The organism is Deinococcus sp. YIM 134068 (assembly GCF_036543075.1).
Taxonomy (GTDB): Bacteria; Deinococcota; Deinococci; order Deinococcales; family Deinococcaceae; genus Deinococcus; species Deinococcus lichenicola.
Genome location: NZ_JAZHPF010000029.1, coordinates 1 through 17764, shown reverse-complemented (window position 1 = coordinate 17764; position 17764 = coordinate 1). Strand labels below are relative to the sequence as shown.

The 17764-nt window shown below is 68.4% G+C and carries 20 protein-coding genes; 8 read left to right on the top strand and 12 right to left on the bottom strand.

Features of this window, described 5'->3' with window-relative positions:
• The first annotated feature begins 36 nt into the window (after nt 1–36).
• The 3 genes from coxB to V3W47_RS17880 all read left to right on the top strand — a co-directional run bounded on the left by coxB (nt 37) and on the right by V3W47_RS17880 (nt 4562).
• On the top strand, nt 37–1275 hold the full coding sequence (coxB, locus tag V3W47_RS17890; protein WP_442877246.1) for a cytochrome c oxidase subunit II: 1239 nt from the start codon (nt 37–39) through the stop codon (nt 1273–1275).
• Entirely contained in the window at nt 1272–3728 is a 2457-nt protein-coding gene (locus V3W47_RS17885) for a cbb3-type cytochrome c oxidase subunit I (RefSeq protein ID WP_331826593.1), read from the top strand. The genes coxB and V3W47_RS17885 overlap by 4 nt, the downstream gene beginning before the upstream one ends.
• Nucleotides 3729–3872: 144 nt before the next feature.
• Entirely contained in the window at nt 3873–4562 is a 690-nt protein-coding gene (locus V3W47_RS17880) for an SCO family protein (protein ID WP_331826592.1), read from the top strand.
• A 65-nt stretch (nt 4563–4627) separates the two neighbouring features.
• On the opposite strand, the gene V3W47_RS17875 is transcribed toward V3W47_RS17880, so the two are convergent.
• Complete coding sequence (locus tag V3W47_RS17875; RefSeq protein ID WP_331826591.1) at nt 4628–5410, bottom strand: VOC family protein; 783 nt, start codon at nt 5408–5410, stop codon at nt 4628–4630.
• 169 nt (nt 5411–5579) lie between these two features.
• Here V3W47_RS17875 and ruvB point away from each other — a divergent pair, with 169 nt between their 5' ends.
• The 3 genes from ruvB to V3W47_RS17860 are packed head-to-tail and all read left to right on the top strand — an operon-like array spanning nt 5580 to nt 7497.
• A complete protein-coding gene (gene ruvB / locus V3W47_RS17870) occupies nt 5580–6578 on the top strand; it encodes a Holliday junction branch migration DNA helicase RuvB (protein WP_331826590.1) in 999 nt (332 codons plus the stop codon).
• Between the two features lie 2 nt (nt 6579–6580).
• On the top strand, nt 6581–7120 hold the full coding sequence (locus V3W47_RS17865; protein WP_331826589.1) for a hypothetical protein: 540 nt from the start codon (nt 6581–6583) through the stop codon (nt 7118–7120).
• Nucleotides 7121–7140: 20 nt separating this feature from the next.
• A complete protein-coding gene (locus V3W47_RS17860) occupies nt 7141–7497 on the top strand; it encodes an ArsC/Spx/MgsR family protein (RefSeq protein WP_331826588.1) in 357 nt (118 codons plus the stop codon).
• 21 nt (nt 7498–7518) lie between these two features.
• Here V3W47_RS17860 and V3W47_RS17855 read toward each other — a convergent pair whose 3' ends face one another.
• The 3 genes from V3W47_RS17855 to V3W47_RS17845 form a co-directional block, all read right to left on the bottom strand.
• Nucleotides 7519–8265, bottom strand: coding sequence for an SDR family oxidoreductase (locus V3W47_RS17855; protein WP_331826587.1), 747 nt, complete (start codon nt 8263–8265; stop codon nt 7519–7521).
• A 31-nt stretch (nt 8266–8296) separates the two neighbouring features.
• Nucleotides 8297–8656 carry a VOC family protein gene (locus V3W47_RS17850; protein WP_331826586.1) on the bottom strand — a complete coding sequence of 120 codons (360 nt, stop codon included), beginning with the start codon at nt 8654–8656 and terminating at the stop codon, nt 8297–8299.
• 88 nt (nt 8657–8744) lie between these two features.
• Nucleotides 8745–10799, bottom strand: coding sequence for a molybdopterin oxidoreductase family protein (locus V3W47_RS17845; RefSeq protein WP_331826585.1), 2055 nt, complete (start codon nt 10797–10799; stop codon nt 8745–8747).
• Between the two features lie 89 nt (nt 10800–10888).
• Between V3W47_RS17845 and pnp the strand changes: the two genes are divergently transcribed.
• Nucleotides 10889–13057, top strand: a complete 2169-nt coding sequence (gene pnp / locus V3W47_RS17840) for a polyribonucleotide nucleotidyltransferase (RefSeq protein WP_331826584.1) — start codon at nt 10889–10891, stop codon at nt 13055–13057.
• Nucleotides 13058–13109: 52 nt separating this feature from the next.
• Here the strand turns inward: pnp and V3W47_RS17835 are convergent, their stop codons facing one another.
• On the bottom strand, nt 13110–13427 hold the full coding sequence (locus tag V3W47_RS17835; protein ID WP_331826583.1) for a hypothetical protein: 318 nt from the start codon (nt 13425–13427) through the stop codon (nt 13110–13112).
• Nucleotides 13428–13463: 36 nt separating this feature from the next.
• Nucleotides 13464–13709 carry a hypothetical protein gene (locus V3W47_RS17830; protein ID WP_331826582.1) on the bottom strand — a complete coding sequence of 82 codons (246 nt, stop codon included), beginning with the start codon at nt 13707–13709 and terminating at the stop codon, nt 13464–13466.
• 94 nt (nt 13710–13803) lie between these two features.
• Between V3W47_RS17830 and V3W47_RS17825 the strand changes: the two genes are divergently transcribed.
• Nucleotides 13804–14118, top strand: a complete 315-nt coding sequence (locus V3W47_RS17825; protein WP_331826581.1) for a hypothetical protein — start codon at nt 13804–13806, stop codon at nt 14116–14118.
• Between the two features lie 64 nt (nt 14119–14182).
• On the opposite strand, the gene V3W47_RS17820 is transcribed toward V3W47_RS17825, so the two are convergent.
• From V3W47_RS17820 to V3W47_RS17795, 6 genes are all read right to left on the bottom strand, one after another.
• Nucleotides 14183–14650, bottom strand: coding sequence for a hypothetical protein (locus tag V3W47_RS17820; RefSeq protein WP_331826580.1), 468 nt, complete (start codon nt 14648–14650; stop codon nt 14183–14185).
• A gap of 52 nt (nt 14651–14702) precedes the next feature.
• Nucleotides 14703–15200, bottom strand: coding sequence for a 2-amino-4-hydroxy-6-hydroxymethyldihydropteridine diphosphokinase (gene folK / locus V3W47_RS17815; RefSeq protein WP_442877244.1), 498 nt, complete (start codon nt 15198–15200; stop codon nt 14703–14705).
• Nucleotides 15197–15556, bottom strand: a complete 360-nt coding sequence (gene folB / locus V3W47_RS17810; protein ID WP_331826578.1) for a dihydroneopterin aldolase — start codon at nt 15554–15556, stop codon at nt 15197–15199. Before folB ends, folK begins: the two co-directional genes overlap by 4 nt.
• Before the next feature lie 10 nt (nt 15557–15566).
• The gene (gene folP, locus V3W47_RS17805; protein ID WP_331826577.1) at nt 15567–16439 is read right to left on the bottom strand and encodes a dihydropteroate synthase; all 873 of its coding nucleotides are present in this window, start codon (nt 16437–16439) and stop codon (nt 15567–15569) included.
• A gap of 7 nt (nt 16440–16446) precedes the next feature.
• Nucleotides 16447–17241, bottom strand: coding sequence for an ImmA/IrrE family metallo-endopeptidase (locus V3W47_RS17800; RefSeq protein ID WP_331826609.1), 795 nt, complete (start codon nt 17239–17241; stop codon nt 16447–16449).
• A gap of 113 nt (nt 17242–17354) precedes the next feature.
• Nucleotides 17355–17609, bottom strand: coding sequence for an acyl-CoA-binding protein (locus V3W47_RS17795; protein WP_331826576.1), 255 nt, complete (start codon nt 17607–17609; stop codon nt 17355–17357).
• Nucleotides 17610–17764 lie beyond the last annotated feature (155 nt).

Genomic DNA, 17764 nt, shown 5'->3' with positions numbered 1-17764 from the left:
TAGACTGGGAGAACAGGAGAGAGGAAAGGAGTGACATTGAACACCACACATCACCGCCACGGGGGCGGGCCACGGGGGGCCACGTTGCGCCGCTTCGCGCGGGCGGGTCTGCTCGGGGTGGGCGCGACGCTGCTGACCGGGTGCGGGACGGAGCAGCTGATCAGCATCGGCGACCTGTCGTCGGCGAGCAACCGCGAAGTGTTCTGGATGAGCGTGCCCGCCATCGCCTTCTCGATCATCATCTTCATCGGGGTGTCGTGGGCGCTGTTCTACTCGGTGCAGAAGTTCCGCGAGGACCGCAACGAGAACGCGCCCGCGCAGTTCCACGGCAACAACCGCCTGGAGGTCATCCTGGTGGTCGTGCCCGTCCTCATCGTGGTGATGCTGAGCGTGCTGACCGTCCGCACGATGGCGCGCATCAATCCCACCCCGCGCGAGGCTGTGGACATCACCGTGCTCGCCCGGCAGTTCTGGTGGAACTTCGGGTATCCGGGCGCGCCCGCCGCCGCCGGGGGCACCGTCACGAACGGCAACGAGCTGATCATCCCCACCCGCAACCAGGTGGCCGTGACGGTGGGCAGCGGCGACGTGATGCACGGCTTCTGGGCACCGAACCTCGGCGGGCAACGCTTCGCCACGCCGGGCGCGCAGAAGACGTGGCAGATCGACACCGACCGGCCCGGCGTGTACCAGGGCAACTGCTCGTTCCTGTGCGGGGCGAGCCACGCCAACATGCGCTACAAGGTGATCGCGCTGGAGCCGGAGCGGTACAACGCCTTCCTGCGGGCGGCGCAGGCCTACCGCGCCCCCACTCCCGCCACGGGCAGCGCCGAGGCGCGCGGCTACACGATCTTCATGGAGGGCAAGGCCAGCACGGGCGCGCTCGCCTGCGCGTCGTGCCACCGGGTGCAGGGCACGCCCGCGAACGGGGCCGCCGGGCCGGACCTGAGCTTTTTCGGCAGCCGCCGCACGCTGGGGGCCGGGCTGTGGGAGGGCGAGCGCGCCCGCGAGATGCTGATTCCCTGGCTCGCCAACAGCCCCGGCGTGAAGCCGGGCAGCCTGATGCCGACCTACGACGGCAGCGAGTACCGTGTGAACGGCGAGGTTCTGAAGGGCGGCGTGCTGACCCGCGCCGAGCTGGAGGACGTGGCGGCCTACCTGCGGAGCCTCCAGCTCCCCGAGGAGGCGAACTACTGGCGGGACGTGCCGATCATCGGCGGCCCGGAGAGCGTTGAGGACAACAACGCTTCAGAGGGAGAGGGAGGCAACTCGTGACGGTTCAGCACGCGCCGCAGCCCACCGCCGCCGAACGCCGGGGCGCGTGGGAGGTCATCAAGGACTACATGATGACCACCGATCACAAGAAGATCGGGATTCTGTATATCCTCACGTCCCTGGTGGGCTTCGCGCTGGCGGGCTTCCTCGCCCTCGCCATCCGCGTGCAGCTCGCGCTGCCCGAGCAGACGCTGCTCACCGGCAACGCCTACAACCAGGTGCTCACCGTTCACGCGGTGGTCATGCTGTTCTTCTTCCTGATTCCCATCGGGCTGTTCGGGTTCGGGAACTTCTTCCTGCCGCTGCAACTCGGGGTGCGCGACGTGGCGCTGCCGCGCGTGAACACCTTCGCGGTGTGGCTGTTCATCTTCAGCCTCGTGCTCGTGGTGACGGCGCTGTGGAACGGCGGCGTGCCCGGCGTGGGCTGGACCTTCCCCTACCCGCTGGTGGCGGACGGCAACCAGACGGGCGTGGCCGTGTTCATGGTGGCGGTGCTCCTCAACGGCCTGGGGTCGCTGCTCGGCAGCGCGAACTTCGCGGCGACCATCGTGAACCTGCGGACGCCGGGCATGAGCCTGTGGAAGATGCCGATCTTCTCGTGGAGCATCTTCGCCACCAGCCTGCTCCAGCTCGTCAGCCTGGGTGGCCTGACCGCCGCCGCGCTCGTCGTGCTCCTCGAACTCAAGCTGGGGCTGAGCATGTTCAACCCCGGCATCGGCGGCACGCCCCTGCTTCAGCAGCAGTTCTTCTGGTTCTACTCCCACCCCGCCGTGTACGTGATGCTGCTGCCCTACCTCGGCATCGGGGCCGAGATCGCCTCCACGATGGCCCGCAAGCCGCTGTTCGGCTACCGGGTGATGGTGTACTCGCTGCTCGGCATCGTGCTCGTCTCGCTGCTCGTGTGGGCGCACCACTTCTTCGCCATCGGGCTGCCCGAGGCGTGGCAGATCGCCTTCGCGGTGGCGACGCTGATCGTGGCCGTGCCCACGGGCGTCAAAATCTTCAACCTGATCGGCACGCTCTGGGGCGGGCGCATCCTGCTCAAGACGCCGACCTACTGGCTCGTCGGCTTCATCTTCAACTTCCTGGTGGGCGGGATCACGGGTGTCTCTCTCGGGATGGTGCCCTTCGACTATCAGGTGACGATGAGCTACTACGTCGTGGCGCACTTCCACAACGTGATGATGTTCGGCACGGCGTTCCTGGCGTTCGGCGGCCTGTACTACTGGTGGCCGAAAATGACGGGCCGCTTCCTCGACGAGAAGATGGGCGTGTGGCACTTCTGGCTGTTCATGGTCGGCTCGTGGCTGACCTTCCTGCCGCAGTACGTCCTCGGCCTGATGGGGATGCCCCGGCGCTACTACACCTACCCGGTGGGCAACGCCACCTGGACGGAGCTGAACTTCATCTCCTCGGTGGGCGCGTTCGTGCTGCTCGCGGGCGGCGTCGTGTTCGTGTGGAACATGCTCCAGAGCATGCGGCGGCCCATCACGGCGGGACCCAACCCCTGGGGCGGCTTCACGCTGGAGTGGACGGCGGCCTCCCCGCCCGCCGCGTACAACTTCGCGCACGAGTTCCCCACCACCTTCCCCACCGAGCGCCCGCTGTACGACTGGGAGAAGAGCGGCGAGAAGCTCACGCCCGTGGACCCCAAGTCGATCCACCTGCCCGTGGACTCCATCTGGCCCTTCATGACGGCCTTCTCGCTGCTGCTGATGGGCTACGGCCTCTCGTTCGGCTGGTTCACGAACTACACCCCGGCGGACGGCCTGCAACCCTTCCTGGAGGGGGGCATCGGCTTCGTCGCGGCGAGCATCATCCTGTACCTGAGCTTCCCACTGTTCTTCTGGTCGCTCTTCAAGTGGGCCGGGACGCGTGAGTATGCCGTGCCAGTGGAGCACCACCACCTCACGAAGTACGACAACGGCTTCATGGGGATGGCGTGGTTCATCATCTCGGAAGTGAGCCTCTTCGGCGTCCTGATCGCCGGGTACGTGTACCTGCGGATCATCGGGGCCGCCGAGCCGCCCGCCCTGCGCCCGAACGTGTGGCTGGCCGCGCTGAACACGCTGATCCTGGTCTCCTCGTCCTTCGTGATCCACAAGGCCGAGCAGGACCACCACCACGGGCGCTACACGTGGTTCCGGCTGGGCCTGTTCCTGACGCTGCTGCTGGGCGCGGTCTTCATGCTCTTCCAGGTGTACGAGTTCTCGCTGTTCGGCGTGGAGAGTGACTGGCGTCAGAACCTGTGGCAGTCGTGCTTCTTCATCATCGTCGGCCTGCACGGGCTGCACATCCTGATCGGCGGCACCGGCATCGCCCTGCCGTACTACCAGGCGCTGACCGGCAAGATGGACAAGTACAACCACGGCTCCCTGACCGCCGCCAGCCTGTACTGGCACTTGGTGGACGTGGTGTGGCTCTTGATCGTGGCGATCTTCTACGCGTGGTGAGGTAGCGGTCAGCGGTTAGCTTTCAGCAATCAGCAAAGGAGGTGGGGGCGTCTCCACCTCCTTCTTTTTCGGCTGACCGCTGACGGCTGAGAGCTGACCGCTCCTGGGACACCCCGCCCGCCCCCGCCGCTCTAGCCTGGGTGCATGAAGTGGTTCACGGCGGCCTTGCTCGCCCTCGCCGCAGTTCTGGGAGGGCTGCTCCTTTTCCGCAACGTCTCCCCCACCGCGCAGGGAGGCACCGCGCTCGACGCGCCCGTGCCCCTGCCCGCGCTGCGACTGGTGAACGAGCAGGGGGAGGCGGCCACCCTCGCCGACTCGGGTGGGAAGGTGCGACTGGTGTTCTTCGGGTTCGCGCGCTGCCCGGACGTGTGCCCGGCGACGCTGGCGGCCCTGAAAAACAATCTGGCCGAGTTGCAGCCCGCCCAACGCGAACGCATAGGCGTGCAGCTCGTGACGGTGGACCCGGAACATGACGGGCCGGAGGTGCTGCGCGACTATCTGGGCCGCTTCGACCCCGCCTTCACAGGGCTGACGGGTGAGGCGGCGACCATCGACGAGGCCGCGCGGGTGATGTTCGTGGCGAACGTGAAGCCCGCGCCCCAGCCGCAGGGCGATCACGGCGGGCACGACGACCACACGGAGGCGGCGGGGAACGGCAGCGCGAATGCAGAGGCTGCCGGGGCGAGCGCGGCTCAAGCGGCCCGACTGCACGGCGATCAGGTCAGCGTGGTGGACGCACAGGGCCGCTTCGTGCGCGTGTACGGCAACTCCGAGGTGCTGGCCGGGGACCTCGCCCACGACCTGCCGGGATTGATTCGGATGCACGGTCAGTAGTTCAAATCAGACGCAGAGGGGAGGTCAGGTCGTCGCCTGGCCTCCCCCTTCTTATGTCTTGCGGTTCAGGGTTCGCTCAGCTCGATAACGCTGAATACTGCCCCATCCGGGTCGCTCAGGATGGCGATGGTGCCGTAGGGCGAGTCGAAGGGCGGCACCTGCACCGTTCCGCCGCTCTCCGGGGCGACCCGGACGGCCTCCCGCACGTCGTTCACGGCGAAGTAGGGCATCCAGTGGGGCGGGATGGAGTCGGGCCAGTGTTCCGCGTCCATCCCCATGATGCCGCCGACCTCCATCCCATCCTTCTTCAGCGTGTGGTAGGTCAGGCCCTCCACGCCCTGCATGGGTTCGCTGCTCGCGCTGAACAGCCGCGTATAGAAGGCGCGGGCGGCCCCGGCGTCGCGTGTGTTGACCTCCTGCCACGTCATGCTGCCGTGTTCGTTCTCCAACTCGGAGCCGGGAAAGCTCAGCGGTTGCCACAGCCCGAAGACGGCTCCCGTGGGGTCGCTGGCGACGAGCATGTGGCCCAGCCCATGCACGTCCATAGGCTCCACCATGACCTGCCCGCCCAGTTCCCTGATGCGCTCGGCGTCGGCCCGCGCGTCGTCGCTGCCGTAGTAGACGGTCCAGGTACTCGGCATCTCCCCCATCTCCGGCGACTTCGGCATAAATCCGGCGACCACATGCCCACTCTTGCAGACCCAGTGGTAATGGCCGTACTCCGGCCCCTGGTCCTCGAAGCTCCAGCCGAAGAGGCGGCTGTAAAACCGCCGCGCCTCCTCCGGCTTCCCGCTCGTGAGGTCGAACCAACTCGGCGTTCCGGCGGGGTGATGCGTCTGGACGGGCATAAACAACCTCCTGGGAAGAGGGCGGATTGGGCGGACAACTTAGCTTAAATTACATTTGATGTTATGTCAATAGCAGAATCAAAGAGCGTTTTTTGTACTTTCACAAGAATACAGTCCACCTATAGGCGTACCCTTGCCCCCTTTTTCGGAAATAGCGTAATATGGCCGCATGACCGAACCGCTCGACGCCGCGCTGCGCCCCAAGACCCTGACGGAGTACGTGGGTCAGGAGCGGCTCAAGGAAAAGCTGACGGTGTACCTCCAGGCCGCGAAAGGCCGCCGCGAGGCGCTGGATCACACGCTGCTCTTCGGGCCTCCTGGCCTCGGTAAGACGACGCTGGCGCACATCATCGCGCACGAACTCGGGGTGAACATCCGGGTCACGTCGGGTCCCGCCATCGAGAAGCCGGGGGACCTCGCCGCCATCCTCACGAACTCGCTGGAGGAGGGCGACGTGCTCTTCATCGACGAGATTCACCGCCTGGGCCGCGTGGCCGAGGAACACCTCTACCCGGCGATGGAGGACTACAAGCTCGACATCGTGCTGGGGCAGGGTCCGGCGGCGCGGACCATCGAGCTGCCGCTGCCGCGCTTCACGCTCGTGGGCGCGACGACCCGGCCCGGCCTCATCACCGCGCCCATGCGTTCGCGCTTCGGCATCATCGAGCACCTGGAGTACTACACGCCCACCGAGATCGGCACGAACCTGCTGCGCGACGCCCGGCTGCTCGGCTTCGGGCTGGTGGAGGAGGCCGCCGTGGAGATCGGTGCCCGCTCGCGCGGCACGATGCGAATTGCCAAGCGGCTGCTGCGGCGTGTGCGCGACTACGCCGAGGTCGCGGGCGAGAAGACCATCGAACTGCCCCGTGCGCTGGACGCCCTCGACCGCCTCGGGCTGGACGCGGCGGGCCTGGACGACCGCGACAAGAAGTACCTGGAGACGCTGATTCACCGTTTCGCGGGCGGCCCGGTGGGCGTGGACACCCTCGCCACCGCCATCTCGGAAGACGCCCTGACGCTGGAGGACGTGTACGAGCCGTACCTCATCCAGCTCGGCTTTATCAAGCGCACGCCGAGGGGCCGCGTCGCCACCGCCCACGCTTATGACCACCTGGGGCTGCCCGTGGGCGGGCGGGACGAGGACCTGTCGGGAATTTACACGAACTGAGGATGTTGAGGGCACGGCGTCTTCTCTTCCTCCTAGCCGTCCTGATCTTTCTGGTCCCCGTAGGACTGATCGGCGCGTATATCTGGCAGGCGGGTCTGGACCTTCAGAGTCCGGCCTCGTCGCGTCAGTGGATCAAGGTGTGCGCGCGGAGCCGTGAAGACCTGTACTGCAAGGCGGCGGCACGGGTGATGCGCGAAACATCTGGACCGGTGGTCTTCTTGCATCCGAATATGGGAGACAGGGAGATCGTGGCGGAACTGGTCAGGTGGAAGGGCCGCACTCCTACCGCTATGGAACTCGACGCCGTGGCACGGGCCAACCTGTTTCCAGTCCCCAGGCTGACTGAAGGTGTCGTGACCTCGCTGGATGGGCAAGAACGCGAGGTGGTGTGTGGCCTGCCGGGCGAGCGGCTGGCCTGCCGGATAGACCACCTGCGGTTCGGACCTGCCAATCTACCTCACTCTCCAGAAGATGGGGCGGTGTATTCGACGTTTAGCCCTCAGCGAAGCCAGCACTTTTTTCTGCCCCTTCCTGACCGCTGACGGCTCGCTACACTCCCCCCATGACCGCCCCCCAAGTCCAGATGTTCGGCCTGAAAAAGAGCGCCGCCACCCGTGCCGCCGAGCGGTTCTTCAAGGAGCGGCGGGTCAAGATTCATTTCGTGGACCTGAGCGCCAAACCCATCGCCAAAGGAGAGCTGACCCGCTTCGTGCAGAAGTTCGGCCTGAACTCGCTGCTGGACACCGAGGGCAAAGCCTACGAGCGGTCCAACCTCGCCTACCTCCGCACGACGGAGGACGCCATCATCGCCCGCGTCATCGAGACGCCGGAGCTGCTGCGCCTGCCCCTCGTGCGTGGCGGCAAGGTGCTGACGGTAGGTGAGGACGTGGAGGGCTGGGGGCGGATGCTGGAGGGCTGAGCTTCGCCGTGGGCGTGAGGGTCAGCGCCCGCCGCTCACGTCCAGCAGAGTGCCCGTGACGTAGCTCGCCTCGTCGGAGAGGAGCCACAGGATCGCGTGGGCGACCTCCTCCGCGCTGCCGCCCCGGCCCAGCGGCACGCCTGGGGCCAGCCGGGCGACGCGGCCCGGTTCCCCGCCCAGCGCATGAATCTCCGTCTCGATGAGGCCGGGGCGTACCCCGCAGACGCGGATGCCCTCGGCGGCGACCTCGCGGGCCAGGCCGACCGTGAGGGTATCCACCGCCGCTTTCGACGCCGCGTAGTCCACGTACTCGCCGGGCGACCCCAGCACGGCGGCCCGCGACGAGACGTTGACGATCACGCCGCCCACACCCCCGTAGCGGGTGGACATGCGCCGCACCGCCGCCCCAGCACACAGGAAGGCCCCGACGACATTGGTGCTCAGCACACGGCCCAGCCGCCCGGCGTCTATCTCATCCACCCGTGCCTGACGCTCCAGGATGCCCGCGTTGTTGACGAGCGCCGTGACCGGACCGAGCGCCGACTGAACCTCGTCGAACAGCCGCTCCACGTCTTCCTCGCGGCCCACGTCGGCCTGTACAGCGAGCGCCCGGCCTCCAACCTTCTCTATATCGCGCACCACCGCTTCGGCGGCGTCTGCGTCCCGGTGGTAATCCACCCCGACCCGGTAGCCGCGTTCCGCCGCGAGTCGGGCGGTGGCCGCTCCTATGCCCCGGCTGCCGCCCGTGATGAGGACGACCCTGGTCATGGTTCGAACCCTGGCTGAGAGCGCAGCACCCCTACACGAGTTCCCGGTGAAACTTCTGCACCTCCAGCGTGAACCCCCCCGGCGTGGCGAAATAGAACGTCCAGCGCCCGTGGTCCTCCCTGGGTGCTTCCGGGTGGAAACCGCCTTCCACTAAGCGGCGGTGCAGCTCATCGACCTCCTCGACCGTCTCACGGGTAAAACCGATGTGGAACATCTGTGGATACACCACAGCCTCGTTCCTGAACAGGGAAATCAGCGCCTGATTCTCGTCTCGTAAAAAGGCCATCTCCTGAGTCACGAGTCGCGTGCGCCGAAAGCCGAAGTATGTTTCAAATAGGTCGACGGTCGCCGTAACGTCCGTGACCTCCAGATTGATGTGGTTGAGCTTCATAGGTCCGCCGAGTATAGGGGAGGTCCAGGAAGCCAGCGCCCCAGCCAGCGCCCGTCAGACCGGGCCGCCTCCCCCTCGACATCGAAGCTCAGGACGTGGCTGCCCCGGCCCGCCCCACCCGCACCCGCGTGTTGTGGAACGTGCTGCCCCCGCCCAGGTCCGTCAACGTCTGTGCGGTCACGGCGTTGATGCTCTCGCCGTCGGGGGCGCTGAGGCCCCACCACGTTCCCTCGACGACGGCCACGCCGGGCTGCACCGCCTCCGTCACCCGCACGCGGCGGACGACCTGCCCGATCTCGCTCGTGATCGTGGCACGTCCGCCGTCCGTCAGAACGTAGGCTTCCGCGTCGGCGGGGTGGATCAGGACGTGGGGTTCCCCACCCTCGGCACGGTTCAGGTTGGACAGGTTGCCGTAGGTGGAGTTCAGGAAGTGGTGGGCGGGCGGCGTGAGGAGGCGCAGGGGATACTCGGCGTTGAGGGCGGCCTCGGGTTCGCGGTGACGGGGCGCGGGGGAAAGCTGGACCCGCCCGCTCGGCGTCGGGGCACCGTCCGCATAGGGCAGGAAGACCTCGGGCAGGTTGAGGCGCACACTCCCCTCCGCCCTCAGCCGCTCGGGGGTGATTCCGGCGAGATGCGGATGGTCGGTGTTCAACACCTCGCGCATGAGGTCGTCCACCGTCCAGTACACGCTCGGTTCCGTCACGCCGAGGCGGCGGGCGAGTTGCTGAAAGACCCAGGTGTTCGGCCTCGTCTCACCGGGAGCGTCCAACGCGGCCTCGTTGTAGCCGAGCCAGTGGTGGCCGTAGCTCGGGTACAGGTCGGGGTGTTCCATGAAGGTCGTCGCAGGGAGCACGTAGTCGGCCAGCCGCGCCGTCTCGGTCATCGCCTGTTCCAGCACGACCACGAGGAGGTCGTCTCTTTGAAGGCCCGAGCGCACCCGCTTGGAATCGGGGGCGACGACGGCGGGATTGCAGTTGTAGACGACGACGGCCCCGAAGCCCGCTTCCGGCGCGAGCGCGTTCGCCAGCTCGTTCATGTTGATGTGGGGTGTCTCCGGCCTCACGAGATGCGCCCCGCCCAGCCGCGAGCGGTTGAGCGCGAAGGCCCCGCTCGTGCTCAGGACGACGCCCCCGCCCCGGTGCCGCCAGTCGCCCGTCAGCGCGGGCAGGAGGGTCACGGCGCGCAGAGCGGTCCCACCGGACTCGTGCCGGGTCATGCCGTAGCCGACGCGGAGGTAGGTGGGCCGCGTCGTGCCAATGGCGTGGGCGAGGTCGCGGACTTCCTCTACCGTCAGACCCGTGACTGAGGCCGTGCGTTCGGGCGTCCATTCCCGCGCCGCCTCGCGCAACTCCTCCACGCCCGTCGTCGCCTCCGCGATGTACGCCTCGTCGGTCCAGCCGTGGGCGAACAGCTCGTGCATCACGCCGAGGGCGAGGGCCGTGTCGGTGCCGGGCCGCAGCTTGAGGTGGGTGTCCGCGTAGGCCGAGGTGCGGTTGCGGTAGGGGTCGATGTGGATGATGCGCGCCCCCGCCTTGCGCGCCGCCGTCATCTGCGGGGTGAGGTGGCTGTGGGTACTCAGCGAGTTGATGCCCCACAACACGATCAGACGGGCGTGCGGCACGTCGAGGGGGTCCACGCCGTAGCGCGGGCCGTAGCCCATCTGCCAGCCCGCCGACCCCGCCGTCGCGCAGATCGTCTCGTCGAGTTCGGGGGTGCCCAGCGCCCGCCACAGCGCATGGGCGTGCGAGTTCTCCATCAGCCCCATCGTGCCCGCGTAGTGGTAGCGCAGGATGGAGGACGGGCCGCGCGTGTCCAGCAGCGTCCGCAGCCGGGCGGCGATGTCGTCCAGCGCCTCGTCCCAGGTCACACGCTCGAACTGGGGTTCGGGGTCGGTCTTGCTCCCGACGCGGCGCAACGGGTACAGCGGGCGGTCGGGGTGGTTCTGCCGCGCCGGGTAGTGGACGGTCTTGGCACACGCAAACCCCTTCGTGTAGGGATGGTTCGCGTCCCCGGTCAACTTCACCGCCCGCTCGCGCCCGTCCTCGCCCCGGCCCAGCGTCACGCGCAGGCGGCAGGCGTCCGGGCAGTCGAGGGGACAGGTGAGCAGCACGTCGCGGGTGGTCGGCAGAAGCGGGGCGGTCATCGGGAGGAGTTTACGCGCGTGGGCGGAAGACTTTGTTCACCCTGTCCGGCGGCTCAGTTCCCGGTTCCCCCGCACGGTAGACTTCTCCGATGACAGGCAAGACATACACGACGATGCTCGGCGGGCGCGAACTGAGCATCGAGACGGGGCGACTGGCGCGGCTCGTCAGCGGCAGCGTCACCCTGCGCTACGGCGACACCATGCTCCTCGTCACCGCTCAGGCGCGCGACGACCGGAGCACGCTGGACTTCCTGCCCCTCACCGTGGAGGTCGAGGAGCGCCACTACGCGGTGGGCAAGATTCCCGGCTCCTTCCAGCGGCGCGAGGGGCGGCCCGGCGAGCGGGCGATCCTCACGGCGCGGCTGACCGACCGCCAGATTCGGCCCCTCTTCCCCAAGGGCTACCGCCACGAGACGCAGGTGATCATCACGGTGGTCAGCGCCGACGGACAGAACCTCCCCGACGTGCTCGGCCCCATCGGCGCGTCGGCGGCCCTGATGCTCAGCGACATCCCGTGGAACGGCCCGACCGCCTGCGTGCGGGTGGGGCAGGTGGGCGGCGAATACGTCCTGAACCCCACCACCGACCAGCTCACGCGCTCCACCCTCGACCTCGTGGTGGCGGGCACGCGCGACGCGGTGATGATGGTGGAGGCGGGCGCGCAGGAGGTGGACGAGGAGACGCTCGTGGGGGCCATCGAGTTCGCCCACGCCGGGATGCAGGGCGTGCTGGACCTGATCGAGACGATGCGGGCGGAGATGGGACGCGAGAAGTTCAACATCCTCGCGGAGGGCGACCTAAGCCCTGACCTCGTGCCCGAACTCGCCGAGGCCGCGCGGGCGGCGGGGCTGCGCGACGCCCTGCTCACCGTGAAGAAAAAGGAGCGCAGCGCCAACCTCAAGGCCCTGCGTGACCGCCTGATCGGGGAGCGCCTCGGGGACGAGACCGAGAACGCCGACGAGCGCACCCTCGCCCTCAAGACGGCCTTCGGCAAGGTGGAGAAGCAGGAATTGCGCCGCCTCATCATTGAGGAGGACCTGCGCGCCGACGGGCGCGACACGCGCACGGTGCGGCCCATCTGGATCGAGGTCCGGCCCCTGCCCCGCGCGCACGGGAGCGCGATTTTCACGCGCGGTGAGACGCAGGTGCTCGGCGTGGCGACCCTGGGCACCGAGCGCGACGAGATCATCGTGGACGACCTCACCGCCGAGGACCACGACCGCTTCCTGCTGCACTACAACTTCCCGCCGTACTCCACGGGCGAGGTCAAGCGCATGGGCGGCCAGTCGCGCCGCGAGGTCGGTCACGGCCACCTCGCCAAGCGGGCCATCCGGGCGGTCTTGCCCGACTACGACGACTTCCCCTACGTGCTGCGCGTGGTCGGCGAGGTGCTGGAGTCTAACGGGTCGAGTAGCATGGCGACCGTGTGCGCCGGGAGCCTCGCGCTGATGGACGCGGGCGTGCCGCTCCGTGCCCCGGTGGCGGGCGTGGCGATGGGCCTCGTGATGGAGGGGGAGCGCTACCGCATCCTCACCGACATCCTGGGGCTGGAGGACGCGCTGGGCGACATGGACTTCAAGGTCTGCGGCACGGCGGGGGGCGTCACGGCCCTGCAAATGGACATCAAGGTGGGCGGCATCACCCCGGCGATCATGCGCGAGGCGCTGACGCAGGCGCGCGAGGCCCGGCTGCACATCCTGGGCAAGATGGCCGAGGTGCTGCCCCGGCCCCGCCCCGAACTCTCGCCCACCGCGCCGCGCATCCTCACCCTCAAGATCAACCCCGAACTCATCGGCAAGGTCATCGGGCCGGGCGGCAAGCAGATTCGGGAGCTGGAGGCGATGGGCGCGCAGATCACCGTGGAGGAGGACGGCACCGTCCGCATCTTCAGCGCCGACGGCGAGGCCGCCGAGCGCGTCCGCGCCCGCATCGAGGGCCTGACGAAGACCGCCCGCGTCGGCGAGGAGTACGAGGGCACGGTGGTCAAGACGGCTCCCTTCGGTGCCTTCGTCAACCTCTTCCCCGGTCAGGACGGGATGCTCCACATCTCCCAGATCAGCGAGCAGCGCGTGAACGCCGTCGAGGACGTGCTGAACGTCGGTGACAAACTCCGCGTGAAGATCGTGGGCGTCGACGACCGGGGCAAGATCGACCTGATCCGCCCCGAACTGGAGGGCAAGATCGCCCCGCGTGAACCGCGCCCGGCCCGTGCTGGGGGAGGCGGCGACCGGGGACCGCGCCCACCGCGCCGGGACTGAACTACCGCAAGAGAGGGCCGCTCGTTCTTGAGATGAGCGGCCCTTCTCCCTTTCAGCGTCGGTCCGGCGGCCACCTCAGTCGGGCGGCACGTGGCCGAACCTGTGACCAGTCCGGGGGCCAGGGGCGGGTCAGACGGCCCAGGAACGCGCCAACGATGTTGGGTGCTATCGCCAACAGCAGGGCCACCCCACTGACTTCCGAGGCGAAGACCAGGAGGGCGAAGGTGCCGAACATCAAGAGCGTCAGCAACACCGCTGGAGGTGAGACGCGCGGAACCGCCCGGACGAGCAGGAAGCCGCCGACGAATCCCGCCGCGCCTCCTCCCCCGGAAACAAGCCATACCAGCCAGCCTACGATGGGACTTTCCACACCGACAGCATAGGCGGGGCCGATGTTCCCCGCTCCCTACTCCCGCGCCGTGAACACCGCCAGCGCCGCCGCCGCGAGTGCCCCGACCGCTCCCACCACGAGCGGCCCGTCCTGATGGGCGAGAAACGCCTCGATCACGAGGGCGAGACCCAGCACGCTCGCCCCCAGCGTGAGGACCAGCACGGCCCCGAGCGGCACGGGCGACCCCTCCCGCGCGGAGAGGCGGGTGCCCCAGCCGTACCCCGCGAGGATCAGCAGCAGCGCCCCCAGCCACCCGGTCATGGGGGCAGGATAGCCCCCCGTCGTGCTGGCGGCTGGAAGCTGGCCGCTGGTCGCTCCCTCGGTGCCGCCCCACCCTCCGGGCTACAATCCCCCCATGAGGCCCGCCTACCTGACCGCCGCCCGCAGTCTGCAACTGGGGCGCGAGTGGGCGGTGGAGGGCGATCAGGAGCGGGCCATCGACGCCTACGAGGAGGCGCTGGGCATCCTGCGGGCGCTGCCGCCCGAGCGCACGCGCGACGTGCTGCTGGCCCACGTCCACCTCGCCTTTTACCAGACGCTCGCGCTGGCGGGCGGGGAGGCGGGGCAGGATCACCTGCACCTCGGCGTCAGCTACGCCCGCACCACCCGCGATCCCCTCGCCCGCGCCATCGCCGAGGAGTGCCTGAGCGGGCTGGACGTGGTGCTGTAACGACCAAGAGAAAGCCGTCCCCACATGCGGAGGACGGCTCTTTCCTGCTGTCGAAGAGGGGTTACTACTGACCGCCGGGAAGCTGAAGCTGCGCGACCGTCCGCCCCTGCGCTTTGGCATGGTTGCACTGCATCCCGAGCTGACCCAGCACGGCAGTCTGCCCCACGATGCGGATGTTGGCGGGGGCCGTCAGCGTCCAGCCGCCGCCCTGGGCCTCCTGCGTGTTGGCGACGAGTTCGCTTGGCTCGGCGGCGATGTCGGCGGTCAGGTTCTGGTTGGGGCGCAGTTGCCCGGTCTGCTGCAAGACGCCCTTGAGCGCCTCCAGCTCCTCGGCGTCGTGAATCTGCTCCTTGCACTCTTCCAGGAAGATGTATTTGCTGATGCCGTTCGCCTCGGCGTTGCTGTAATAGGGATTGGCGCGGATGGTCACGGCGGTCACGAAGCCCAGCAGCGCCACGCTGAGGGCGATGGCGACCCAGAGCAGCGTGCGCCCCAGCCGTCCGTGGCGTTTGGGGGAGGTGAGTTCACTCATGGCACCGCGCAGCATACCGCGCCCGGTGAGCGGCAACAGGGACGTGTCACCCTCACCAGAAGGGTGCGGCGAGCGTGACGCCCTCGCGTCCTACACGCTCCAACGCCGCCCGCACCGTTTCCCCACTGACCGGATGCGGAAGGTCCATATCGAGGTCGGCCAGCGGCACGAGGACGAAGGCCCGGTCCCAGGCGCGCGGATGCGGCAGCGTCAGGCCCGGCGTGTCCAGCACCCTTTGCCCGTACAGAACGAGGTCGAGGTCGAGGACACGCGCCTCCCACCGCTCGCGGCGCGTCCGTCCGGCGCGTGCCTCGATGTTGTGGAGAGCGGCCAGGAGTTCGGCAGGACCAAGCGAAGTGACGAGGCAGACGGCGGCGTTCACATAGTCAGATTGACCGGGCGGACCGCCCACGGGCACCGTGACGTACAGGCCGCTCACGCCCGTCAGTGTACCGAGTTGGGCCAGTTCGTCCCGCGCCACCCGCAAAGCACCCAACGCATCTCCCAAATTGGCACCGAGGGCCACATATGACACCTCGCTCCCCATCATTCCCCCTGCCGCAGGGTCAACTCGGCGTACACGTCGCGGAAGACGCCGGGCAGGGGCGCGAAGGGCTTGTGAACCCGCACCGTCACGCGCTCCAGGCGGGGGTGATCGCGCAGCAGTCGGCGGGCCACCCGGTCGGCGAGGACCTCGATGAGCTTCCAGCGATGGCCCGTCACCTCCTCGCGGATGGCGTCGTAGGCGGCGGCGTAATTCACGGCGGCTCCCAGATCGTCGGGGATGCCCGCAAAGGCCCAGTGCAGCTCCGCGTCGATGACAAATCGCGCGCCCAGGGCCGCCTCCGTCTCGTAGACACCATGCCGCGCGTGAAACTCCAGCCCCTCCAGAACGACGCGGCTCATGGCCGGGATTCTAGCGGGTGGGGTCGTCCAGCGCGGCCTGCACCCTCAGCGCCTGCACATGCGCCCCGGCGGCATGGGCGCGGACCAGCGCGGCCCCGTGCCGGGCGGCGTGAAGGTGCAGGGCGAGCGTTCCCGGATCGCGCTCGCGGGCCTCGGGCACCCCGGCCAGCGTGTCGATCAGGCGCTTGCGGCTCACCCCCACGAGGACGGGATGCGGCCCTCCCGTGAGGTCCGGCAGCGCCCGCAGCAGCGCGAGGTTGTGCGCGGGCGTCTTCCCGAAGCCCAGGCCGGGGTCGAGGAGGACGGACGGCACGCCCGCTGCCAAAGCGACCTCCGCCCGTTCATGCAGGAAGGTGTGGACCTCCGCCACCACGTCGTCGTAGTGCGGGTCGCGTTGCATGGTGCGCGGCTCCCCCCGCATGTGCATGACGCAGACGGGTGCTCCCGCCTCGGCGCAGACCCGCCGCATCTCTGGGTCGCGCAGGCCGGTTACGTCGTTGATCAGGTGTGCGCCCTCCCCCAACGCAGCCGCCGCGACCTCGGGCTTCATCGTGTCCACGCTCAGGAGGACGCCCTCTCCCGCCAGCGCCCGGATGACCGGCAGCACGCGGTCGAGTTCCGTCTCCACGGGCACGGGTTCGGCACCAGGGCGGGTACTCTCGCCGCCCACGTCGATCATCAACACACCTGCGTCCCTCATGGTCTGTGCCTGTGCGACCGCCGCCTCCAGCCTCATATGCCGCCCGCCGTCGCTGAAGCTGTCGGGCGTGACGTTGAGAACGCCCATCACGGCGCAGCCCGACCACGCGACCCGCCATCCGTCCGGCGTGCGCTCGCCGCCCGGCACGGCGAAGCCGAAGGTCAGGGCGTGTGTTCGGCCCACCCAGCCCTCAGCCCGCAGCCTCGTCCTCCCCCTTCACCGGGCGCATGGGCAGCGCGAAGCTCACGAGCACCCGCTGGCGGTCGGGAAAGGCGTCCACATAGGCGGGCATCTTCCGCCCGGAGCGAAATGGGACGTAACTCTCCTGCGCGATGGGCAGCTGGGTGCCGAGCGCCACGGCGACCGGGTGCTCCTCGGGGATGGGCGTGCCGGAACGCAGGCTGTACTTGACCCCCGGCGCGGCAGCACTCGCGCGCACGGTGAGAGCCCTCACGGGCGAGGTCCGGCCCTCCTCCTCGTCGGCCTCCGACTCCACATCCAGCCTCGTGACAGCACAGACCGCGTACAGCACGGGCACCACCGTTCGCTCCGCGAGGGCATACAGGGCGCTGCTCGCGCTCACGTCGGCCCGTCGGGCGAGTTCGGCGAGGGCGCGGCCCGTCGGCCCAAAGCGCATCAGCACCTCGTCGATCAACGTGTCCGGCATCAGCAGGGCGGCAGCGCCCACGTTACACAGGGTCTCGATGACCTGCTCCAGCCGCTCGCCCTCGTAGGCGTCGTGCAGGTCGCTCAGGAGGTCGTCGTCTCCGAGCAGCAGCGCGTGGCTGATCTCGTGCGCCAGCGTGAAACGTTGCCGCTCGGGCCGAACCCGGCTGTTGATGAGGACGACGCGGTGTTCCGGGTCATAGGCACCGTCCCGGTCCCCCATCGGCATGAAGGTCAGCGTGGCGTCCAGCCCACTCATCAGGCTGTGGGTATCGAGGCCGGGCAGGCCGCTCGCGTAGGCCGCCGCCAGCTCCCGCATCCTGGCTTTGGCGGGCGCGAGGGCCGAGGTGCCGACCTCGGGTGCCGAGTCTGGGGAGGGCTGGCCCTGCGTCACCCCCGCAGCTTACCGCGTGCGGACATGCCGAGGAGCGGTCAACCCCGCGCCTTGAGTGTCCCGACCAACGCCACGTACTCCCGCTGGGCGTCCGCCTGGCTCTGCCCCCGCAGCGCCGCCCAGGCGTCGTACTTGGCTCCACCCACGAAATCGAACCCTCCGGGCCGCTCTCCCGACACGTCCCCTCCCGTCCCCTGCTTGTAGAGCGCGTACAGCTTGAGCAGCGTATCGTTGCCCGGCTTGCGAGAGAGACTTTGAACGTCCTGTTGCGCCTGTACAAATGCGTCTTGCATGACTAGAGAGTAGCGCCCATAAGAAATAAAAACGCACACCCCCCGCTTTCGCAGGGGGTATCAGGAACAGCAGTGACTGTTGGTGGCGAAGAGAGATGCGGAGCGATGTAGAAAGGAGGTGATCCAACCGCACCTTCCGGTACAGTTACCTTGTT

Excerpts from the sequence above, each read along its gene's own strand:
- V3W47_RS17880 (WP_331826592.1), top strand. The coding sequence starts at position 3,873 with ATGAAGTGGTTCACGGCGGCCTTGCTCGCCCTCGCCGCAGTTCTGGGA.
- V3W47_RS17875 (WP_331826591.1), bottom strand. The coding sequence starts at position 5,410 with ATGCCCGTCCAGACGCATCACCCCGCCGGAACGCCGAGTTGGTTCGAC.
- ruvB (WP_331826590.1), top strand. The coding sequence starts at position 5,580 with ATGACCGAACCGCTCGACGCCGCGCTGCGCCCCAAGACCCTGACGGAG.
- V3W47_RS17865 (WP_331826589.1), top strand. The coding sequence starts at position 6,581 with ATGTTGAGGGCACGGCGTCTTCTCTTCCTCCTAGCCGTCCTGATCTTT.
- V3W47_RS17860 (WP_331826588.1), top strand. The coding sequence starts at position 7,141 with ATGACCGCCCCCCAAGTCCAGATGTTCGGCCTGAAAAAGAGCGCCGCC.
- V3W47_RS17855 (WP_331826587.1), bottom strand. The coding sequence starts at position 8,265 with ATGACCAGGGTCGTCCTCATCACGGGCGGCAGCCGGGGCATAGGAGCG.
- V3W47_RS17850 (WP_331826586.1), bottom strand. The coding sequence starts at position 8,656 with ATGAAGCTCAACCACATCAATCTGGAGGTCACGGACGTTACGGCGACC.
- V3W47_RS17845 (WP_331826585.1), bottom strand. The coding sequence starts at position 10,799 with ATGACCGCCCCGCTTCTGCCGACCACCCGCGACGTGCTGCTCACCTGT.
- pnp (WP_331826584.1), top strand. The coding sequence starts at position 10,889 with ATGACAGGCAAGACATACACGACGATGCTCGGCGGGCGCGAACTGAGC.
- V3W47_RS17830 (WP_331826582.1), bottom strand. The coding sequence starts at position 13,709 with ATGACCGGGTGGCTGGGGGCGCTGCTGCTGATCCTCGCGGGGTACGGC.
- V3W47_RS17825 (WP_331826581.1), top strand. The coding sequence starts at position 13,804 with ATGAGGCCCGCCTACCTGACCGCCGCCCGCAGTCTGCAACTGGGGCGC.
- V3W47_RS17820 (WP_331826580.1), bottom strand. The coding sequence starts at position 14,650 with ATGAGTGAACTCACCTCCCCCAAACGCCACGGACGGCTGGGGCGCACG.
- folK (WP_442877244.1), bottom strand. The coding sequence starts at position 15,200 with ATGATGGGGAGCGAGGTGTCATATGTGGCCCTCGGTGCCAATTTGGGA.
- folB (WP_331826578.1), bottom strand. The coding sequence starts at position 15,556 with ATGAGCCGCGTCGTTCTGGAGGGGCTGGAGTTTCACGCGCGGCATGGT.
- V3W47_RS17800 (WP_331826609.1), bottom strand. The coding sequence starts at position 17,241 with ATGCGGGAGCTGGCGGCGGCCTACGCGAGCGGCCTGCCCGGCCTCGAT.
- V3W47_RS17795 (WP_331826576.1), bottom strand. The coding sequence starts at position 17,609 with ATGCAAGACGCATTTGTACAGGCGCAACAGGACGTTCAAAGTCTCTCT.